The 18,615-nt window shown below is 75.2% G+C and carries 19 protein-coding genes and 1 tRNA gene; 8 read left to right on the top strand and 12 right to left on the bottom strand.

The genetic code is table 11. The annotated features are described in order from the left end of the window. Positions 1-45: 45 nt before the first annotated feature. Positions 46-315, top strand: a complete 270-nt coding sequence (locus FHX36_RS04645; RefSeq protein WP_220035803.1) for a GlsB/YeaQ/YmgE family stress response membrane protein — start codon at positions 46-48, stop codon at positions 313-315. 53 nt (positions 316-368) lie between these two features. Here FHX36_RS04645 and FHX36_RS23350 read toward each other — a convergent pair whose 3' ends face one another. Further along, positions 369-1,163, bottom strand: a complete 795-nt coding sequence (locus FHX36_RS23350) for a DUF2470 domain-containing protein (RefSeq protein ID WP_110550699.1) — start codon at positions 1,161-1,163, stop codon at positions 369-371. A 69-nt stretch (positions 1,164-1,232) separates the two neighbouring features. Between FHX36_RS23350 and rpsD the strand changes: the two genes are divergently transcribed. Further along, positions 1,233-1,838: a 30S ribosomal protein S4 gene (gene rpsD, locus FHX36_RS04635; RefSeq protein WP_110550700.1), complete on the top strand. Its 606-nt coding sequence runs from the start codon at positions 1,233-1,235 to the stop codon at positions 1,836-1,838. Positions 1,839-1,866: 28 nt separating this feature from the next. Here rpsD and FHX36_RS04630 read toward each other — a convergent pair whose 3' ends face one another. Then, entirely contained in the window at positions 1,867-2,367 is a 501-nt protein-coding gene (locus FHX36_RS04630; RefSeq protein ID WP_110550701.1) for a hypothetical protein, read from the bottom strand. A 78-nt stretch (positions 2,368-2,445) separates the two neighbouring features. On the opposite strand from FHX36_RS04630, the gene FHX36_RS04625 reads away from it, so the two are divergent. Continuing rightward, complete coding sequence (locus tag FHX36_RS04625) at positions 2,446-3,441, top strand: NHL repeat-containing protein (RefSeq protein WP_110550702.1); 996 nt, start codon at positions 2,446-2,448, stop codon at positions 3,439-3,441. Between the two features lie 2 nt (positions 3,442-3,443). Here the strand turns inward: FHX36_RS04625 and FHX36_RS04620 are convergent, their stop codons facing one another. Further along, entirely contained in the window at positions 3,444-3,698 is a 255-nt protein-coding gene (locus FHX36_RS04620; RefSeq protein ID WP_110550703.1) for a hypothetical protein, read from the bottom strand. 137 nt (positions 3,699-3,835) lie between these two features. Between FHX36_RS04620 and FHX36_RS04615 the strand changes: the two genes are divergently transcribed. Beyond that, positions 3,836-4,039 (top strand): DUF5703 family protein, encoded by a 204-nt coding sequence (locus tag FHX36_RS04615; RefSeq protein WP_014740592.1) that lies wholly within the window; start codon positions 3,836-3,838, stop codon positions 4,037-4,039. 54 nt (positions 4,040-4,093) lie between these two features. Here FHX36_RS04615 and FHX36_RS04610 read toward each other — a convergent pair whose 3' ends face one another. Together FHX36_RS04610 and FHX36_RS04605 are read right to left on the bottom strand one after the other, a co-directional pair. Further along, entirely contained in the window at positions 4,094-4,966 is an 873-nt protein-coding gene (locus FHX36_RS04610) for an endonuclease domain-containing protein (RefSeq protein ID WP_110550705.1), read from the bottom strand. A gap of 125 nt (positions 4,967-5,091) precedes the next feature. Beyond that, the gene (locus tag FHX36_RS04605) at positions 5,092-6,048 is read right to left on the bottom strand and encodes an NADPH:quinone oxidoreductase family protein (protein WP_110550706.1); all 957 of its coding nucleotides are present in this window, start codon (positions 6,046-6,048) and stop codon (positions 5,092-5,094) included. A 135-nt stretch (positions 6,049-6,183) separates the two neighbouring features. Between FHX36_RS04605 and FHX36_RS04600 the strand changes: the two genes are divergently transcribed. Then, a complete protein-coding gene (locus FHX36_RS04600) occupies positions 6,184-6,924 on the top strand; it encodes a GAF and ANTAR domain-containing protein (protein WP_181428614.1) in 741 nt (246 codons plus the stop codon). Positions 6,925-6,927: 3 nt separating this feature from the next. Here the strand turns inward: FHX36_RS04600 and FHX36_RS04595 are convergent, their stop codons facing one another. Together FHX36_RS04595 and FHX36_RS04590 are read right to left on the bottom strand one after the other, a co-directional pair. Next, positions 6,928-7,719, bottom strand: coding sequence for an SDR family oxidoreductase (locus FHX36_RS04595; RefSeq protein ID WP_110550707.1), 792 nt, complete (start codon positions 7,717-7,719; stop codon positions 6,928-6,930). Between the two features lie 28 nt (positions 7,720-7,747). Continuing rightward, a complete protein-coding gene (locus FHX36_RS04590; RefSeq protein WP_110550708.1) occupies positions 7,748-9,076 on the bottom strand; it encodes a M20/M25/M40 family metallo-hydrolase in 1,329 nt (442 codons plus the stop codon). 90 nt (positions 9,077-9,166) lie between these two features. On the opposite strand from FHX36_RS04590, the gene FHX36_RS04585 reads away from it, so the two are divergent. Beyond that, positions 9,167-9,251, top strand: a tRNA-Leu gene (locus FHX36_RS04585). Between the two features lie 148 nt (positions 9,252-9,399). Here the strand turns inward: FHX36_RS04585 and FHX36_RS04580 are convergent. The 3 genes from FHX36_RS04580 to FHX36_RS04570 form a co-directional block, all read right to left on the bottom strand. Next, entirely contained in the window at positions 9,400-11,130 is a 1,731-nt protein-coding gene (locus FHX36_RS04580; RefSeq protein WP_110550709.1) for an alpha-keto acid decarboxylase family protein, read from the bottom strand. 190 nt (positions 11,131-11,320) lie between these two features. Beyond that, complete coding sequence (locus FHX36_RS04575; RefSeq protein ID WP_110550710.1) at positions 11,321-11,956, bottom strand: hypothetical protein; 636 nt, start codon at positions 11,954-11,956, stop codon at positions 11,321-11,323. Between the two features lie 90 nt (positions 11,957-12,046). After that, entirely contained in the window at positions 12,047-12,529 is a 483-nt protein-coding gene (locus tag FHX36_RS04570) for a DUF1269 domain-containing protein (protein ID WP_146251503.1), read from the bottom strand. A 174-nt stretch (positions 12,530-12,703) separates the two neighbouring features. Here FHX36_RS04570 and FHX36_RS04565 point away from each other — a divergent pair, with 174 nt between their 5' ends. Further along, complete coding sequence (locus FHX36_RS04565) at positions 12,704-15,568, top strand: AfsR/SARP family transcriptional regulator (protein ID WP_110550712.1); 2,865 nt, start codon at positions 12,704-12,706, stop codon at positions 15,566-15,568. On the opposite strand, the gene FHX36_RS04560 is transcribed toward FHX36_RS04565, so the two are convergent. Beyond that, positions 15,509-15,922, bottom strand: coding sequence for an STAS domain-containing protein (locus FHX36_RS04560; RefSeq protein WP_110550713.1), 414 nt, complete (start codon positions 15,920-15,922; stop codon positions 15,509-15,511). The genes FHX36_RS04565 and FHX36_RS04560 overlap by 60 nt on opposite strands. Before the next feature lie 54 nt (positions 15,923-15,976). Continuing rightward, positions 15,977-17,230 (bottom strand): alpha/beta fold hydrolase, encoded by a 1,254-nt coding sequence (locus FHX36_RS04555; RefSeq protein WP_110550714.1) that lies wholly within the window; start codon positions 17,228-17,230, stop codon positions 15,977-15,979. A gap of 176 nt (positions 17,231-17,406) precedes the next feature. Here FHX36_RS04555 and FHX36_RS04550 point away from each other — a divergent pair, with 176 nt between their 5' ends. Then, positions 17,407-18,609 carry a cation:proton antiporter gene (locus tag FHX36_RS04550; protein ID WP_110550715.1) on the top strand — a complete coding sequence of 401 codons (1,203 nt, stop codon included), beginning with the start codon at positions 17,407-17,409 and terminating at the stop codon, positions 18,607-18,609. Positions 18,610-18,615: the final 6 nt, after the last annotated feature.

Genomic DNA, 18,615 nt, shown 5'->3' with positions numbered 1-18,615 from the left:
GTGAGCCGCGTTTGAGCGGTTGATCTTGTGGGAACCGACGCTGCCATGGGCATCATCGGATTCCTCGTGTTCGGCCTGGTCGTCGGGGCGCTCGCGCGCCTCATCAAGCCCGGCAAGCAGAACCTCAGCCTCGTGGCCACCCTCCTGCTGGGTGTCGTCGGCTCGCTGATCGGTGGCGTCGTCGCCAAGTTCTTCGGCACCGGTGACTTCTTCGAGCTGAACATCCTGGGCGCGGTCGTGGCGATCATCGCCGCGGTGCTGCTGATCGGTGTCGCCGAGGGCGCCTCCGGCGGCCGCCGGCGCTCCGTGCGCTGACCGACCCCGCTCCCGCACCAGCACCACCCCTGCCCGGGGCGCCGACCGGACGGTCAGCGCTCCGGGCAGCCGCGTCTCGTGGCGCACATCAGCTGGTGCACCGCCCGGCCGAGCTCGTCGGCGGTGCTGACCGGCTGGGCGAACGGCACCCGCACGTCGCGGTGACCCGACCGCTGCTCGATCCGCAGCCGGAAGCCGCACCGGTCCAGCCCCAGCGGCCGCACCACGTCGCCCTTCGCCAGCCACCGCCCCGGCACCCGGGAGCGCAGCAGCGCCAGGTCCTCCGGGTGCGCCTCGTCCAGGTGCTGCAGGGCGTGCGCCTCCACCGCGGCCAGCGGGTCGGGCGCCGCGGCCAGGTAGTCCTCCGGCGCAACCTCGGTGACCGTGCCGCACTCCCCCAGCACGACCTCGGCCAGGTCCAGCCGCAGCAGCGTCGTCCCGCGGCCGACGTCGAGCAGCGCGCTCACCGGGGCGACGTCGGCGAAGGCCAGCGCGGCCGCCCGCTCGTCCGCCGGGGGCACCGGGGTGAGCCAGCCGGAGAGCCACACCTGGGCCCGCACCGGCTCGCGCAGCTGCACCGGTGCGTGGTCGGTGACCATCAGCAGCGCGGCCAGGTCGCCGTCGGCGGAGTGCCGGACGGCGGTGCACACCTCGCCGTCGGTGGGGACGACCAGCAGCACCTGCCCGTCGTCGGTGGTGGCGTGCCCGAGCACCCGGCTGCCGTCGATGCCGGCGGCGCAGACCGCGGCGGCCGGCCGGGCGGCGACGGTGCGGGCCCGCTCGGCGACCGTGGGCCGCACGGCGTCCGCGGACGGCCCGGGGGCGGCGGGTCGGGTCGATCGTGTCATGGGGCACTCCGGGGTCCAGGGCGGTGCTGCAGCGGGGTAAGGTGAGCCTAACCGAACCCGGAGGACCGTGTGAACAACTCCCGCCCCAAGGTCCGGCGCAGTCGTGCGCTGGGCATCCCGCTCACCCCGAAGGACGTCCGCTACTTCGAGCGCCGCCCGTACCCCCCGGGTGAGCACGGTCGCAAGCGCAAGAACACCAGCGACTACAAGACGCGGCTGCTGGAGAAGCAGCGGCTGCGCGCCCAGTACGACATCAGCGAGACGCAGCTGCGGTCGGCGTTCGACCGGGCCCGGCGGAGCGGCGGGAAGACCGGCGAGGAGCTGATCACCCACCAGCTCGAGGCCCGGCTGGACGCCACGGTCCTGCGCGCCGGCTTCGCCCGGACGATCTACCAGGCCCGCCAGATCGTCAGCCACCAGCACGTCACGGTGAACGGCAAGCGGGTCGACCGGCCCAGCTACCAGGTGCAGCCCTACGACGTGGTGGAGATCGCCGAGCGCAGCAAGTCCAAGCCGCCGTTCCAGGTCGCCGCCTCCGGCGCGCACGCCGCCGCCCCGGCCTACCTCGAGGTGCGGCTGGCCGACCTGCGGTGCGTGGTGGCCCGGCGGCCGCGGCGCGACGAGGTGCCGGTGATCTGCGAGGAGCAGCTGGTCGTGGAGTACTACTCCCGCTGACGCACCGCCGGCGTCCTGGGTCCCGGGCTCAGGACGCCGGCGCCCCGCTGTTCCGTTCGATGGCCCGCCGTGGTCCGCCGACCGCCCGGCTCATCGGCCAGGCCAGCACCAGTGGCCAGAACAGCGTGTTGAACACCCGTCCCCACTCCCGGCGCGCCACGGCGAAAGCGAGCGCCGCCACCGCGAGCACCACCCACACCAGCCACAGCAACCGGGCCACCCGACGAGCCCGGGGGTAGCGGGCCCGTCGCTCCTCCACCAGCTGCTGCAGGGTCTGCGCCCAGTCGACGACCGCAGCCCGCAGGCGTGGGTCGTCGAGCTCACGCCCCCAGGTCAGGGCGCCCTCGACCTCGGCGATCTCCGCCGGGCGCAGTCCGTGCCGGCGCACCATCTCGCGGTACAGGTCGGGTTCGGTCCGCTTGCCCGGCCGGCTCCACACGTCCCGGGCGCCGACCCACCACGCCAGCACCGGCAGGGCGAACAGCAGCAGCACCACGGCGACCCAGGCGACAACCACGGCGATGATCATGACCGCCGGTCCATCATGGCGCGACCCATCCGATCCCGGCGCCCGGCACGAAGACCGGATGTGGCCGACCATCGCGGCATGCCCCGAGCTCGGTTCGCCGCCGTCCTGTTGCCCCTGACCCTGGCACTGGCCGGTTGCTCGTCGTCCGAGCCGGCGGCCGACCCGGCCCCGGCGAAGGCCGCTGAACCCGCCGACTCCCCCGAGCTGACCACCGACCCGGCCGGCACGGTCGTCCCGCTGGACCCCGACGCCGAGGGCATGGTGTTCGACCCGGTCACCGGCCTGCTCGCGGTGGCCGTCCGCGACCCGAACCGGCTGGTCCTCGTCGACCGCGACGGCACCGCCGTGCTCGAGGTGCCGCTGCCCGGGCACGCCCGCCACCTGCAGCTGGCCGCCCCCGGTGGTCCGGTGCTGGTGCCGGCGGAGGACTCCAACTCCCTGGTCGAGGTGTCGCTGCCCGACGGCGCGGTGCGCGAGACGCCGGTCGGCAGCTACCCGCACGACGCCGCGCAGGTGGCCAGCGGGCAGGTGCTGGTCGGCGACGAGAAGGGCGGCACCCTGTCGGTCGTGGAGGACGGCGAGGTCACCACCACGCTCACCAGCCAGACCCAGCCCGGCGGTGTCGCCGTCGTCGGGGACGTCGCCGGCGTGGTCGACGTCGGCGCGTTCAGCCTCACCACCTACGACGTCCCGGCCGGTGAGCTGCTCGACGTGGTGGACGCCGGCGACGGCCCGACCCACCTGGTCGCCGACGCCCGCGGCCGCTTCCTGGTCGCCGACACCCGCGGGAACGCCGTCCTCACCTTCAGCGCCGACCCGCTGGCGCAGGTCGGGTCGCTCCCGCTGGACGGCGAGCCCTACGGGCTGGCGTTGGACGCCGCCGACCAGCTGCTGTGGGTGACGCTGACCGGCACCAACGAGGTGGTCGCGCTGTCCACGGCCGGTGACGAGCTCACCGAGGTGGCCCGGCTGCCGACCGTCCGCCAGCCGAACACCGTCGCGGTCGACCCGGGCAGCGGGCGGGTGTTCGTCGGCAGCCGGGCCACCGGGGAGCTGCAGCTCATCGACCCCTGAGCTCAGTCGCGGACGTCGTCCTCGTCGGCCGGCACCGCGGCCTGCTGCTCCAGCCGGTCGTACTCGTCGGCCTCGGCACCGCCCTCGCGGTACCCGCCGGTGCTGCCGGGCACCGCGGAGAGCTGCTGCTCGATGCCGTCGGCCTCCGGGACGTCGTCGGCCAGCGGGGCCGCCTCGTCGGCGAGCTCGGGGACGGGCGGGGTGGCCAGGCGCTGCTGCTCCTGGCGGTCGGCGTCGGTCGCTTCGGGCTCGGTCACGGGGTTCCTCCTCGTCGCTCTGCCGGTCGACCCGGCGTCGTCACCCTGCCCCTGTCGCCGGCCGCTGACACCCTCCCCGGTGACGACGTGGTGGCCGCCACATGACCGACCGGCGTCCGGCGGGCACAATCGAGCGCGTGTCAGCACCCGGCGAGTACGAGTACGCCCCGCTGCGCATCCCCGCGGGCACCTCGCGCTCGGCGGCCGCGCAGCTGATGAGCATGCAGTCCGACACCGGCGGCTGGGAGCTCGCCCGGCTCCAGCTGCACGCCGACGGCACCCGCAAGGTGATCATGCGGCGCCGGATGCGGCTGTCGTACCTCCCCCGCCCGATGGTCTGAGTCTGCGCACTCCCCGGGGTGACCTGAGCCCCGGACACCCCGACGACTGCGCACTCACCGGGCCAGCTCCACGGCCAGCCGCGCGAGCAGCGCGGTCGGGTCGCGCAGGTCGGCCGCGGTCGCGAACACCACCCGCCAGCCCGCCGCGGTGAGCCGGTTCAGCCGCTCCCGGTCCCGCCGGAACTGCCCCGGCTCGGCGTGCCAGAGGCCGTCGTACTCCAGCGCCACCCGGCGGGCCGGCCAGCCGAAGTCGACCCGGGCCACGAACCTGCCGTCGACGAGCACCCCGAACTGGGCCACCGGCGCCGGCGGCGGGCTGCGGACCAGCACCATGCGGAGCCTCGTCTCCTGCGGTGACCCGGCCAGACCGTCGGCCAGCGCGCAGACGGTCCGCGCCCGACGGGACCCGGGACCGGTGCGGCCGGCCGCGACCGCACGCACCCGGGTCAGGTCCGCGGTGCCCGAGCCCACCACCATGTCCACGGCCACGACGCCCTCGTCGTCCGGCAGCGACGCGGCCAGGTCGACGGCGGTCGCCTCCGGGGTGGTGACGGCCAGCCGCGCCCGCCTCGTCACCTCGGGGGGAGCCAGGTCCCGACGGCGCACCCGGACGCCGGCGACCCGCACCTGGCGGGCGCCGCTGGGCAGCGAGAGCTCGACCGGGTCGTCGTCCCCGGCCAGCGGCACGCCCCACAGCACCGCTGCGCTCCGGCCGGTCACCACCGCACCCGGGAGCAGGAGCACGGCGGCCCGGGTGCGGACCAGGTGGTCGACCGGGACGTCGCTCGGGACGTAGACGTCGCGGTACAGCCGCCGCCAGGGCGAGCTGCGCAGCTGGTCAGGCGTCAGGAGGCCGGCCCGCACGGCGGCCGAACCGCGGAAGACCCGGCCGCGGAGCTGTGCGGGCGCGGCGGCGGTCGGTGGCACCCGAGCACCGTGCCGGACGGCGGGCTGCCCGCGCGGGCGTCGTCCACAGGCCGGCGCCGGTGCGCAGTCCCCGGGGTGACCTGAGCCCCGGACACCCCGACGACTGCGCGACCGCGCGGCCTTCCTCAGGGCGTGAGCACGACCTTGCCGACGGTGCTGCGGTCGGCGATCGCCGCCATCGCCTGCGGCAGCTCGGCCAGCGGCAGCGACGACCCGATCAGCGGGGCGATCGCGCCGGCCTCGAACAGCCGGCAGAGCTCGGCGTGCACCTCGCCGATCAGCGACGGCTCGTGCTTGCGGTACAGCCCCCAGTGCAGCCCGACGATGCTGTAGTTCTTCACCAGCGCGTGGTTGACCGGCGCCTGCGGGATGGTGCCGCTGGTGAAGCCGACCACGACGATCCGCCCCTCGAAGGCGATGCACCTGCGTGACCCGTCGAACACCGCCCCGCCGACCGGGTCGTAGACGACGTCGGCCCCGTGCCCGCCGGTGATCTCCTTGACCAGGGGCACGAAGTCCTCCGCCGTGTAGTCGATGACGTGGTCGGCGCCGAGCTGGCGGCACACCTCGGTCTTGCGCTCGCCGCCGGCGGTCGCGATGACCTTCGCGCCGGCGGCCTTGCCGAGCTGGATCGCCGCCGTCCCGACGCCGCCCGCGCCGGCGTGCACCAGCAGCCACTCCCCCGCCTGCAGCGCGGCGCGACGGTGCAGCCCCACATAGCCGGTCTGGTAGGTCAGGTACAGCGACGCCGCCTGCTCGTCGGACATCCCGTCGGGCACCGGCCAGGCGGCGGCCGCGTCCACCAGCGCGTACTCGGCGAAGGCGCCGGGGCCGCCGGACGGCGAGCCGAGCACCCGCTGCCCGGTGCCGACCACCTCGCCGCACAGCTCGACGCCGGGGGTGAACGGCAGCGGCGGCTTCTCCTGGTACTGGCCCATGGTCATCAGCACGTCGGGGAAGTTCAGCCCGGCCGCCAGCACCCGCACCAGCAGCTGGCCGTCGCCCGGCGTCGGCTGGTCGACCTCGTCGAGGGACATGACCTCGGCCGGGTCGCCGAGGGAGTGGACTCGCCATGCACGCATGGCTGGGACAGTGCCAGAAGTACGGTGACGCGGGTCACCCGGGTGGCGGGAAACGTGCTCGCCCGGGACGGGTTCCATCGTGCACGTTCGACGTCGACTGGACGGCGTCCCCGCTCGGACCGGAGGACACCCCTCGTGAGCTCGCCCGCCGGTCTCCCGGCACTGGACACCATCCGCCGGCTCGGCACCGACCTCGCCCGCGGCGCCCGCTCGACCAGCCTGGTGGAGGAGATCGCCGCCGACCTGAGCCGGCCGTTCGGCGTCGACCTGGCCATCCACTACGAGCTGCCGCCGAGCAGCCCGGCGCTGCGCCTGCACAGCGCGCCCGGGGTGCCGGCGCCCTACCTGGGGACGCTGCGCGAGCTGCCCGTCGGCGAGGCGGTCTGCGGCCGGGTCGCCGAGCGCGCCCAGCCGGAGGCGCACGCCCGGGTGGACACCGACCCCGACGAGCGCCTGTCCCTGGCTCGGGAGCTGGGCGTCACCGCCTACGCCAGCTTCCCGCTCGGTTCCCGCGGGAACGTGCTGGGCACGCTCTCGCTGGGCAGCCGCACCCGCGCTGCCTTCGAGCAGTCGGAGCTGTTCGTGCTGGGGCTGGCCGCCGACCTGGTCACCGTCGCGGCGGCCCGCGAGCGCGACGCCGCCGCCCTCGACTCGGCACTGGCCGCCGGCGCGAAGGCCATGGAGCGGACGGCGAACCTCGAGCGGGCCCTGGTCACCAACCGGGTCATCGCGATGGCCATCGGCATCGTCATGGCCCGCACCGGCCGCACCGAGCAGCAGGCCCACCTGTGGCTCACCGAGGCGAGCCAGCGCACCAACCGGAAGATGCTCGCGCTCGCCGAGGGCATCGTGCACACCGGCTCGCTGGAGCTCTGAGGCTCAGGCCGGCGACGGCGGCATCAGCGCCTGCGGGACGACGGCGGTCTCGCCGCTCGCCGTCCGCGCTGCCGGGACGCCCTTGAACTTGTAGGGGACGGCCCCGACGCCGGGCTGGACGACGTAGGCCGCGCCCGGCTCGGCGCCGCCCCACGCCGCGAGCATCGCCTCGGCCACCTCCTCGGCGGACAGCACCGGGAAGTCGGCGGCGGCGAACTCGTCGCGCAGCGGGTCGATGATCGCGGTGTCGGCGAAGCCGGGGCAGATGGCGCTCATCGTGATCCGGTCGCCGACCAGCCGCGGCGCGAGCGACCGGACGAAGGCGATCGCCCCGCCCTTGGCCACGCTGTAGCCGGGGTCGGTGGCGACCGGGGCCAGCCCCGCCAGCGACGCGGTCACCACGATCGAGCCCCCACCGGCCCGGCGCAGCGCCGGCAACGCGGCCTCGGTGCCGTAGACGACGCCGAACAGGTCGACGTCCACCACCTTGAGGAACTCGTCGACGTCCAGGGCGTCGCGGCTCTTCCCGGCGATCCCGGCGTTGAGGAACGCGGCGTCCAGCCGGCCGTGCTCGGCCTCGACCTGCGCCACGACGGCGGCGTTGGCCGCCCGGTCGGTGACGTCGAGGGCGGCGAAGGAGGCCCCCAGGGCCGCGGCGACCTCGCGGTTGGCGGGGGTGTCCAGGTCGGCGAGGACGACGGTCACCTCCTGCCGGCGGAGCAGGGTGGCGAGGGCGCGGCCGAAACCGCCGGTCCCTCCGGTGATCAGGGCAACGCTGCCCGGGCTCGGGGTCACGCCCCGATCAGATCACGCCCCGCTCCGGTCACGCCTTGCGGAGGAACCGGTCCAGCACCCGGATGCCGAAGTGCAGCGAGTCGACGGCGATCCGCTCGTCGATGCCGTGGAACAGCGAGGCGAAGTCCAGGTCGGCCGGCAGCTTGAGCGGGGAGAAGCCGAAGCAGCGCATGCCGAGGGTCTCGAAGCTCTTGGCGTCGGTGCCGCCGCTCATGGTGAACGGGACGGCGCGGGCCCCGGCGTCCTCGGCCTTCAGCGCCTCGACCATCAGGTCGACGGTCGGCCCGTCGAACGTCGTCTCGACCGCCTGGTCGTAGGTGATCCACTCGCGGGTGACGCCCTCGCCCACCAGCTCGTCGAGCTGCTTCTCGAACTCGGCCTCCTGGCCGTAGAGGAAACGGCCGTCGATGGTGGCGCTGGCCGTGCCGGGGATGACGTTGGTCTTGTAGCCGGCGTCGAGCATCGTGGGGTTGGCGGTGTTGCGCAGCGCCGCGCCGATCATCCGGCTGATGCTGCCCAGCTTCGCCAGCGCCTCGTCGGGCTCGTCGGGGTCGATCTCGATGCCGTAGGCGTCGCCGACCTCGGTGAGGAACTGGCGCATCGGCGGGGTGAGCACGGTGGGCAGCCGGGTCGAGCCGATCCGGGAGACGGCCTGGGCCAGCCGGGTGACGGCGTTGTCGTCGTGCACGAAGGAGCCGTGGCCCGGGCGGCCCGCGGCGGTGAGCTTCATCCACGCCAGGCCCTTCTCGGCCGTCTGCACGAGGTAGAGGCGCAGGTCGTCGCGGACGGTGATGCTGAACCCGCCGACCTCGCTGATCGCCTCGGTGCAGCCCTCGAACAGCTCGGCGTGGTGGTCGACCAGGTAGTGGGCGCCCTTGCGGCCGCCGGCCTCCTCGTCGGCGACGAAGGCCAGCACGATGTCGCGGTCGGGCTTGACGCCGCTGCGGGCCCAGTCGCGCACCAGCGCCAGGGTCATCGCGTCCATGTCCTTCATGTCGACCGCGCCGCGGCCCCAGACGTAGCCGTCGCGCTCCTCGCCGCTGAACGGGTGCACGCTCCACTCGCTCGGGTCGGCCGGGACGACGTCCAGGTGGCCGTGCACGAGCAGCGCCGGGCGGTCTCGGTTCGCGCCCTCGATCCGGGCGACCAGGCTGGCCCGGCCGGGCTCGGACTCGTGGATGACGCTGCTGATGCCGACCTCGTCGAGCTTGCCGGCGACCCACTCCGCCGCTACCCGCTCCCCCGCGCTCGTCGCCGAGTCGCCGGTGTTGGTGGTGTCGATCCGGATCAGGTCCGACAGCAGCTCAGCCACCTCGGACTGGGCACCTGCGAGCGGCGTGGGGCTGGTCTCCGACATGCCGACGATCCTGCCACCGGCCCCTGTCCCGGGCCGCCGGGAGGCTCGGTTATGCTCTTCCACGGTCCCTCCGCGGAGGGCGTCCACCTCGTCCGGGTGGCGGAATGGCAGACGCGCTAGCTTGAGGTGCTAGTGCCCTTTATCGGGCGTGGGGGTTCAAGTCCCCCCTCGGACACAGCACCGCCCCGGTTCCTCCCCTCGTCGGGGGCCCGGGGCGCTCGCGTCTCCTGGGCCGGATGGGCCCGTGGCGCCTGTCCCGGCACGCCGTCGCCGCCACGCCCTCGCCGGGGTCCCGGGGGCTGCGGTCTCGACCGGCGACGGCCTCACCGGTCGCCGCCGGCGGTGCCACGGCCCAGCGCTCGGGTGAGGGTGGCGAGCAGTGCCGGCACGTCGTCGCGAGGGACGACGGCCTGGACGAGGGTGAGACCGCCGGGATCGGCAGCGGCCTCGGCGTAGGCCCGTCGCAGCGCGCCGACGGTGCTCGCCCGCACCGCGCGGACGCGCCCACCCGGGCAGAAGACGGCCGGGAGTGCGGTCCAGTCCCAGCGGGGGACGTCGTTGTACGGCTGGTCCGGGCCGTGGATGGCCCGCTCGACGGTGTAGCCGTCGTTGTCCACCACGACCACCAGCGCCGGCAGCTCCTCCCGCAGCACCGTGGAGAGCTCCTGCACGGTCATCTGGGCGGCGCCGTCCCCGATGAGCAGGACGCCACGACGGCCGGGCGCGGCTGTGCCGGCGCCGAGCAGCGCCGGCAGCGTGTAGCCGATGGAGGCCCAGAGCGGCTGGCCGATGAAGGTGACGCCGGCGGGCAGCCGGTGCGGTGCCATGCCGTAGAAGGAGGTGCCCTGGTCGGCGAGCACGACGTCCCCGGGACGGAGGGCGGCGGCGGTCGCGCGCCACAGCGCCGCCTGGCTCAGCGGGGCGTGGTCCTCGTCGTCCGTCCCGTCGTCGGTCCCGTCGTCCGCCTCGAGAGCGGCGGGCAGCGCGCCGGGGCGCAGTGCCGCGACCAGCGGCCGGAGGGCGCCGAGGGCGGCAGGCAGCTCCAGGGGCGTGAAGACGGCGGCCCCGACGGCGGCCGACCCGGCGTTGAGCTCGATCGTCCGGGCCCTCGTGACGACCTGGCTGAACAACCCGCTGTTGAGGTCGGTGAACTGCACGCCGGCCAGCACCAGGACCGAGGCGTCCTCCACGACTTCCCGGGTCCGCTCCGTGCTGCCGGCCGCGCCGGCGTAGGTGCCGGAGAACCCCGGCGCGGTCTCGTCCAGCAGGCTCTTGGCCCACGGGGTGGTGGCGTGCGGCAGCGGTCCCGCCGCGAGCAGCGCGGTCAGGTCGTCCTGCGCACCGAAGCGGTGCGCCAGGAGACCGGCGAGGACCGTGACCCGGTCGGTGGAGCCCGCGGCGGCGAGCAACCGGCCGGCGGCGGTGGCGAACGCCTCGAGCACCTCGGGATCGGTGCCGTCCGCGCGCGGGGGCAGCGGGGCCGCCGCGCGCTCGGCGGGCAGCTCGGCGACGTCCGCCGGCACGAGCAGGTAGCCGGGCAGCCGGCGGTCCCTGACCTCCATGAGCACCCGGTCGATCTCCGCGACGGCGGTGCCCGGGGCGAGGACGGCGCGGGCGCAGGTGATGTCGGCGTGCATGGCCGCGAAGTGCTCGAACGACCCGTCGCCGAGCGTGTGGTGCAGCGCCCGGTGCTCGGCCTGCCTGGCCAGTGCGGGCGCGCCCACCACGTGCACCACGGGCACGTGCTCGGCGTAGCTGCCGGCGACGGCGTTGACCGCGCTGAGCTCACCGACGCCGAAGGTGGTGAACAGGGCCGCCATCCCGCGCAGCCGGCCGTACCCGTCGGCCGCGTAGCCGGCGCCGAGCTCGGTCGCGCAGCCGGTCCAGCGCACCGTCGGGTGGGCGGCGACGTGGTCCAGCAGCCGGAGGCTGTAGTCCCCTGGCACCCCGAAGACGCGGTCGACGCCCAATCCGGCCAGCCGGTCGACGAGGTGGTCCCCCACGGTGTACGGCGGCGCCGCCGGATCGGCTCCGTTCTCGGTGCTGGCGTGCACGTCGCTCTCCTTCCGTGGTCCCGGTCCCGGATCGCCGAGCAGCGTCTCCGGCGGACCGACGCACTGTGCTGAAGCGATTCCCACGCCGGCTCCAACGACGGCGGGCGTGACGCGGAGGAGCGCCCCCGGAGCCCCACGTCCGCGGGAGTGCTCCCACGGCCGGTCCACCCGCGGTGTGCCCGGCCGGGGATCAGGCGTGGCTGGGGCTGCGCCGCCCGGCAGCGGCTTCCGGCTGCAGTCGGGACATCACCCGGTCGGGATAGGAGCCGGTGAGCGCGATCAGCCCCCAGATGACCGCGATGGGCACGGCCCAGTTCAGCGCCAGCTCGGCGAGGTGGCCTGAGGAGCGGCCGGTCGCGTGCTCGTCGATGAGCGTCACGAGGACCCCCGCCAGGCCGATGACGACGAGCCCCGCACCCCAGGCCGCGCTGAGGACCCGGTTGATGGACCGGAAGGCCGGTGACCCCCAGTGCTCGCGCGGGGTGGACTGCCGCGCGTACTCCTCGGTGAAAGGCCGGACGCCGGCGGCAGCCAGGACGTACAGGCCGAGGACCACACCGACCAGTGGCCGTCCCCACCGGAAGAGCCAGTCGTCCATGCCCGCGCCACCGGCGAAGCCGGCGACCGCCATCCCGCCGAACAGCGCGAGGGAGGCAAGGTCCAGGGTCACCGGCGCACGCCTGCGCACCCCGAGGGCCAGCGCGACGGCGGTGATCGCGACGGCGAGGAGGGCGCTCCAGGCCACTGCGTCGGCCGCGATCCGGTTGGCCGCGAAGGTGAACACGATCCAGGGGAAGAACCCGAGGACGAGCGAGAGTGGCTTCATGGCCGGCGACGATCCCGGCGTGCACTCCAACCGGGCTCCAACATCGAGCGCGGGCGCGCGGGCCCCGCGCGCGCCACCGAGTGGCGCGGGTCACCCGGCGAAGACGTCGCGCAAGGTGCGCAGACCCGCCGCGCTGAACACGGTCGACGTGCGGCGCGGCCGCAACGCGGCCAACGCGGTCTCGGCCGCCGGCAGGGGGGTCCCCGTGAGGACGGCGAGCGCCGAGGTACCGGGACCGGCGACCCGGCGCAGCTCCGCGGTGAAGGCATCCGGTATCCCGACCCCGGCGAGCACGCTCACTCCGGCGTCGTTCGGGGCGTCGTCCGGACCGGGCAGGATCGGCAGGAGGAAGACCACGGCGAAGAGCACGGCCCAGAAGTCGCCACCCACCGCGTCGTCGAGGGCGATGCTGTGCAGCCCGCGGGTCCGTGGCCGTCGCGCGGAGGCCGGCCAGGTCAGGACCGCGCCGTCGTGGACCGCCATGTCCTGCCTCGCCGACACGGGGACCAGCAGCCGCTCGGCGCGCCCGGCCGCAGCCACGTCGGGGAACGTCCACACCACCAAGGTCGTCAACGGCTCCCCTCCTCGTCGTCCGCGGTCGTCACCGGCAGTGGCGACCAGCCTGCCGACGCCGCTCCAAGAGCCCTGGAAGCGCTGGGAGCGCTGGCAGCGCTGGAGCGCTGGCAGCGCACGCCGATCAGGTGATCGTGCTGGTCGGGCGGTCGCCGCCCCCTGTACGGTCCGCGCGTGCAGTTCCGCGACCTCGGCCCGCTCGTCGTGGAGCTGGACGGGGCCGAGCACCCGCCGCCGGGGCTCAAGCCCTCGGCACTCCTCGCCGCACTGGTCGTGCACGCGAACCGGCGGGTCGCGGTGAGCACGCTCCTCGAGGTGGTGTGGGCCGGTCGGCCCCCCGCCAAGGCCGAGGGGACCCTCGAGTCGCACGTGTGGCGCCTGCGTCGGCTGCTCGAGCCCGGTCGCGGCCGCGGCGAGGCGCCGGGCGTCCTGGTCAACGACAGCGGTGGATACCGCCTGCTGGCGCGAGCCGACCAGGTCGACAGCGCCCGGTTCGAGCACCTCGCCGACGAGACGCGCGCGCTGGCCACCGACGGCGAGCCGGCCGACGTGCTGGCCCGGTGCGACGAGGCACTGGCGCTGTGGCGCGGCACCCCATACGAGCAGATCGCCGCGCAGGAGTGGATCGTCCCGTTCCTGGTGCGCCTGGAGGAGATCGCCGCCGAGCTCCGGGAACGCCGGATCGACGCTCTGCTCGGCACGGGGGCCACCGACCGCGCCCTCAGTGACGTCGCCCGGCTGATCGAGGAGACGCCCTACCGCGAGCGGCTCTGGGCCCAGCGGATGATCGGCCTGTACCGCACCGGCCGCGCGGAAGAGGCCCTGCAGGCCTACCAGCGGGCCCGCACGAGGCTGCTCGACGAGCTGGGCACCGAACCCGGGACGGAGCTGCGGGAAGTGCACCGGCGGGTGCTCGCCCAGGACCCGGCACTGGCGCCCGCTCCCCCACCGGTGACCGTGCGGCCGAGCCGGTCTGCCACCGTTCCGGCCGCACACCTCCCGGCCCGCGCCGAACCGCTGATCGGGCGCGCCACCGACCTGCAGGCCCTCACCGATCTCGTCCGGACGCGACGCCTCGTCACCGTCACCGGAGCCGCCGGTTGCGGGAAGACCCGCCTGGCTGTCGAGGTGGCGGCGGCGGTCGTCGAGGCCTTCCCCGACGGGGCCTGGTTCGTCGACCTCACCGCCGTGGACCGCCCCGAGCTCGTGGTCGACGTCCTCACCACCACGCTCGGCCTCGCCGCCCCGGTGAGCGGGAGCGCGGGCGACGCACTCCGTGACCACCTCCGCGACCGGCGCATGCTCGTCGTCCTCGACAACGCCGAGCACCTGCTCGACGCCGTCGCCGAGGTCGTCGGCGAGGTGCAGGCCGGTGCGGGGCAGTGCGTTCTCCTGGTGACCAGCCGTGAGCCCGTCGCCGTGCCCGGCGAGGTGGTGTGGCCACTGGGACCCCTGCCCCTCACCGCGTCAGCGGACCCTCTCGCCGCGGATCCGGAGGAGGGGCCCGGCCGGTCGCCGGCGCTGGAGCTGTTCCTGGCACGGCTGGGGTCCGCCGATCCGACTCTGACCGTCGACGACGACGTGGTGGTCGTCGCCGAGCGGATCTGCGAGGCGCTCGACGGGGTTCCCCTCGCCCTGGAGCTGGCGGCCGCGCGGGTCCGCTCGGCGACCCTCACGGAGATCGCGGACCAGGTGTCGGCAGACGCCAGCGGCCTGCGCCGGCTCGGTCGGGCCGGGGCAGACCACCGGCAGAGCGTGCGGGCGGCGATCGAGTGGAGCCACCGGCTGCTCAGCCCGCAGGAGCAGGCGGTGCACCGTCGACTGTCCGTGCTCCCCGGACCGATCACCCGCTCGGCGGCGACCGCGGTGGCCGCGGCCGACCCGGTGGAGGCCGCCGATGTGCCCGAGCTGCTCGCCCTGCTGACGCACCGGTCCCTGCTGCACCCCGTCCGGCTCGGCCGCGCGCCCGGACCGTCCCTCTTCAGCCAGCTGGCCACCGTTCGCGGCCACGCCGCCCACAGCCTGGCCGCGCACGACGAGACCGCGGCCGCCGTGCGCCGCCGGGACACCTGGGTCGCCTCGCTGCTCGCCGGCCGCCCGCGCCTGAGCGCAGCCGGCGGCGACTGGTACGACGCCGTGGCCGACGCCTATGCCACGGTGCGCGCCACCTTGCAGCACCTCCTCGTCGAGGCACCGGACCCGACCGCTGGACGGCTGCTCTCCCACCTGTCGATGTTCTGGTACTACCGCGAGCGCACCGTCGAGGCGGGGCGCTGGCTGCGACTCGCCCTGGAGCTGCCCGGCCTGGACCCCGCCGACACCGCGAGCGCTCACCTCACCCTGCTCGGGCACGAGCTCCTCCGCGGGCGCTCCGACCTCTCCCTACCGCACCTCGACGCCGCCCTGGCGCCGATCGGTGCCGCGTCGACCGACCGCCTCGTGGACCTGGCCGAGCTCATGGCCACGTGCGCTCTCGCCGCCCACACCCGGCAGGCCGACGACCAGGCCGCCCGGCTCGTGGTCGCGGTGGCAGGCATCGCGGACACCACCGGCGACCGCGAGGTCCGGCTGCTGGCCGACGCCCTGGCTCTGCTCACCGCCGCTCCGCAGCGCACGGGGACGCCGTCGGCCGCGGCAGCGGACGTCCACGAGCAGGCCCGCGCTGAGGGGAACCCGCTCGTGGCCTGGGTCGCGGCGACGGCCGCGACGGCACAGGCGGACACGCCCGGGGACGCCCTCCGGTGGTGGGACCGGGTGGCCGAGGCGGTGCTCCTGGTCGGTTCCCGGGACGTCGGGATCTGGGCCGAGGTCCGTGCCGGCCTCATGGTCTCCGCCGGGCAGCACCGCGAGGCCGTCCGGCTGTTCGCCGCCGCCCGGCGGGAGTTGCGCCGCTCCGGGCTGACGTGGCCGATGAACCCTGCCACCCGTGACCTCATGCGGGAGGCCCGTGGGGCCCTGGGGCCCGGCGAGTTCGACCGGTCATGGCACGACGGCGAGCGGCAGCTCGGCCCGGCGCTGCTCCCCGGCCTCGTCGGCTGACGTCCCGGACCGCGCCTGCGCCGGGCCGGATCCGCACTGCACGTGCAGCACCCGCCAGAGGCCGGTGCGGCGCAGCGTGTCCCGGGTGCGCGGGTCGGCGCCCCGCAGGACCACTCCCCCACCCCGGGCGCGGCAGATGCGGTGCGCCGTGAGGAGGGTCGCCAGCGCCCGGCCGGCAACGGAGTCGACCTCCCCGAGGTCGACGACGATCCGGCGCGCTCCGCTCAGCAGCACGCCCTGCAGCAGCCACCGGAGGTCGGCCGGCCCGCCGGCCAGCAGGGCCGAGGTGAGCACCACGACCACCTCGTCGCCACCGGGCGCGGGGGCCGGTGCGCGGATCACCGGGGCTGTCATGGCGCACCCTCTCGGCTCGGGACGTGCAGCTGGGACGTGGGCACGGCGGGCCGGTCAGACGTGCTGCTCGTCGAGCCACCGGCCGAGCGCCGGCAGCGAGAGGTAGGCGATCGTCGCGTGCGACGCGTGCGCGACGGGCTCGAGGTGGACGTCGTCCCCCCGCTGCCGGGCCGCCTGCACGAACGCGTCCGTGTCGGCGGGCAGCACCAGCTCGTCCTCCGCCCCCTGCGCGACGAACACCGGCGCGGAGATGACGCGCGAACCCGCCGAGTTCTCACGCAGCAGGGCGGCCCACGGCTGGGTCGTGGTGGGGTCCACGGAGAAGAAGTCGCCGACGAGCGGTTCGCCGATGCGGTGCAGTTCGCCGAGGTGCGACAGCAGGCAGAGCCGGTTCATCCCCGGAAGCGCCTGCCTGGCTGCGGAGGTCAGGACGTCCTCGAGCCGGGCGCCGGGCACGCTGCCCCCGTACGCCTGCGCGAAGGCCGGGAAGGCATACGAACCGATCGTGACCCCGGAGATGTCGTCCAGGTGCGAGCGCACCAGCGCGGTCAGGTCGGCCGCAGGGGCGGCGGCAGCCACCGCGGCGACGTCCAGCTCGGGGGCGTACCCCGGCTGGTCCTCGGCCGCCAGGAGGACCGCCTGCCCGCCCTGCGAGTGTCCCCAGAGCACAACCCGACTGCCGGCCTCGGCGCCCTCGACGTGCTGGGCCGCACGGACGGCGTCCAGCAGGGTGTGGGCGGCGGTGGCCCCGACCAGGTAGGAGTCCGGCCCGTCGGTGCCCATCCCGACGTAGTCCGGAGCGACGACGGTGTACCCGCGGTCCAGCATCAGCCGCAACCCCTCGATGCCGATGAACGGGTCGAACCCACGGGAGGGGGCGCAGGAGGCGGCGGTCCCGGTCGTGGGGTGGCCCCACACCAGGACCGTGCGGCCTCCGGACGGGGCGGGGCCGAGCGGCGTGATCACCGCTGCGGTCACCACGACGGTCCGACCGTCCAGGTCGGTGGACCGGTACATGACCCGCCACGCGCGTGACCCGGGCGGGGTGCCCTCGAGCGCCTCGTCGCGCACCAGCGTGCCCGGGGCGCCGTCGGTCGCACCCGGCGGCTGTTCGTAGAAGGCGTCGAGCCCCGGGCGCTCGGCGGCGTCCCCGAGGACCCGCGGCCCCTCCAGGACGACCAGGACACCGGCGAACGCGAGGACGGTGGCCCCGACGGTCGCGACCACCCGCCGCCGGAGCCGCCGGTGCCGCTGCACCGGCCGGGCAGCCCCGTGATCGCCGTGGTCGTCCCGGGCCGCCGTGCTCATCGCGCTCTCCAGGTCCGGTGGTGCGCCGATCAGGTCCAGGCGGACGCTCCGCCGGGCGGCTCCAACGGCACTCCAAGCGCACCGTGCCGCCGTGGCGTTTGGAGTGCGGTTGGACCGGCGCGCGCCACGATCCGCGACACGCAGCTGCGCCGGTCGCGGGGCCGAGGGGAGAGCCGGTGGACGACGTCACCTCGATCGACACGCTCGCGGCGGTGGCTGCAGTCGCGCTGGTCGCGGCTCTGCTGGTGGGGCTCCTCCCCCGGTTGCCGATCCCGCAGGTGGTCCTGCTCCTCGCCGGCGGCGCCCTGATCGGACCCGACGGCCTGGGGCTCGGGTCGCCGGCGGACGTGCGGGTGCTCGCCGACGTCGGGCTGGGCTTCGTGTTCCTGCTGGCCGGGTACGAGATCGACCTGCGCCTGTTCCGCGAGGACGCCGGCCGGCGGGCACTGCTCTCCTGGGCGATCTCGTTCGGCCTGGCCACCGGCGTCGTGGGCGTCCTGACCACCGCCGGACTGGTCGAGGCGTTCCTGCCGGTTGCCCTCGGCCTCACCACCACGGCGCTGGGGACCCTGCTGCCGGTCCTGCGGGAGGCCGGGCTGCTGCGCGGGCGGCTGGGGCGGCACCTGCTGGCCACAGGCGGGGTCGGTGAGCTGCTGCCGGTCCTGGTGATCGCGGTGTTCCTCGGCAGCCAGGGCCGCCTCAGCGCGCTGGTAGCGCTCGGCGGCGTCGCCGTGCTGGCGGTCGCACTGGGCCTGCTGCGGCACGGCATCCGGGAAGGCAGCCGGCTGGCCGACGTCGTCCGGGCCGGGCGGAACGAGACGGCGCAGATCACCCTGCGCGGCACCCTGCTGCTCCTCCTCGTGCTGGTCGCGGTCACCGACCGCTTCCACCTGGACGCGGTGCTGGGGGCGTTCCTCGCCGGCCTGGTGCTGCGCCGGTGGGTGGGCGCGGCCGCACCACTGCTCGAGTCGAAGCTGGACGCCGTGGGCTACGGGTTCTTCGTCCCGTTGTTCTTCGCCTACTCGGGAATGGGCCTGGACCTCGACGCGATCGCCGAGGCGCCGTTGCTCCTGGCGCTCCTCCTGGTCCTCATGCTCGCAGTGCGGGGCGGGCCGGTACTGGTGCTCTACCGGGGCGTGCTGGCGCGACGCGAGCGCTGGCAGACCGCTCTGGTGAGCGCGACCGCGCTGCCCGTGCTCGTCGCGCTCACCGAGATCGCGGTGCGCAGCGGCACCATGACCACGGACGACGCCGCGGCCCTCGTCGGCGCTGGTGTCCTGACGGTGCTCGTGCTGCCGGCCCTGGTGGTCGCGCTGGAACGCCGTCGGGCCGAGCCGGCGCACACGCCGCGGAGGAACCCGCTCGGACCGACCCGATGACCGGGC

Source organism: Modestobacter versicolor, assembly GCF_014195485.1.
In the GTDB taxonomy this organism is placed as follows: Bacteria; Actinomycetota; Actinomycetes; order Mycobacteriales; family Geodermatophilaceae; genus Modestobacter; species Modestobacter versicolor.
The sequence above is the reverse complement of the archived record's forward strand: the minus strand, read 5'-3'. Positions and strand labels throughout refer to the sequence as shown.

What these genes read in the sequence shown, in the direction of transcription:
- FHX36_RS04555 (WP_110550714.1), bottom strand. Translation starts at nt 17,230, where the DNA reads ATGAGCACGGCGGCCCGGGACGACCACGGCGATCACGGGGCTGCCCGG.
- FHX36_RS23350 (WP_110550699.1), bottom strand. Translation starts at nt 1,163, where the DNA reads ATGACACGATCGACCCGACCCGCCGCCCCCGGGCCGTCCGCGGACGCC.
- FHX36_RS04625 (WP_110550702.1), top strand. Translation starts at nt 2,446, where the DNA reads ATGCCCCGAGCTCGGTTCGCCGCCGTCCTGTTGCCCCTGACCCTGGCA.
- FHX36_RS04590 (WP_110550708.1), bottom strand. Translation starts at nt 9,076, where the DNA reads ATGTCGGAGACCAGCCCCACGCCGCTCGCAGGTGCCCAGTCCGAGGTG.
- FHX36_RS04575 (WP_110550710.1), bottom strand. Translation starts at nt 11,956, where the DNA reads ATGAAGCCACTCTCGCTCGTCCTCGGGTTCTTCCCCTGGATCGTGTTC.
- FHX36_RS04645 (WP_220035803.1), top strand. Translation starts at nt 46, where the DNA reads ATGGGCATCATCGGATTCCTCGTGTTCGGCCTGGTCGTCGGGGCGCTC.
- FHX36_RS04630 (WP_110550701.1), bottom strand. Translation starts at nt 2,367, where the DNA reads ATGATCATCGCCGTGGTTGTCGCCTGGGTCGCCGTGGTGCTGCTGCTG.
- FHX36_RS04605 (WP_110550706.1), bottom strand. Translation starts at nt 6,048, where the DNA reads ATGCGTGCATGGCGAGTCCACTCCCTCGGCGACCCGGCCGAGGTCATG.
- FHX36_RS04560 (WP_110550713.1), bottom strand. Translation starts at nt 15,922, where the DNA reads ATGACAGCCCCGGTGATCCGCGCACCGGCCCCCGCGCCCGGTGGCGAC.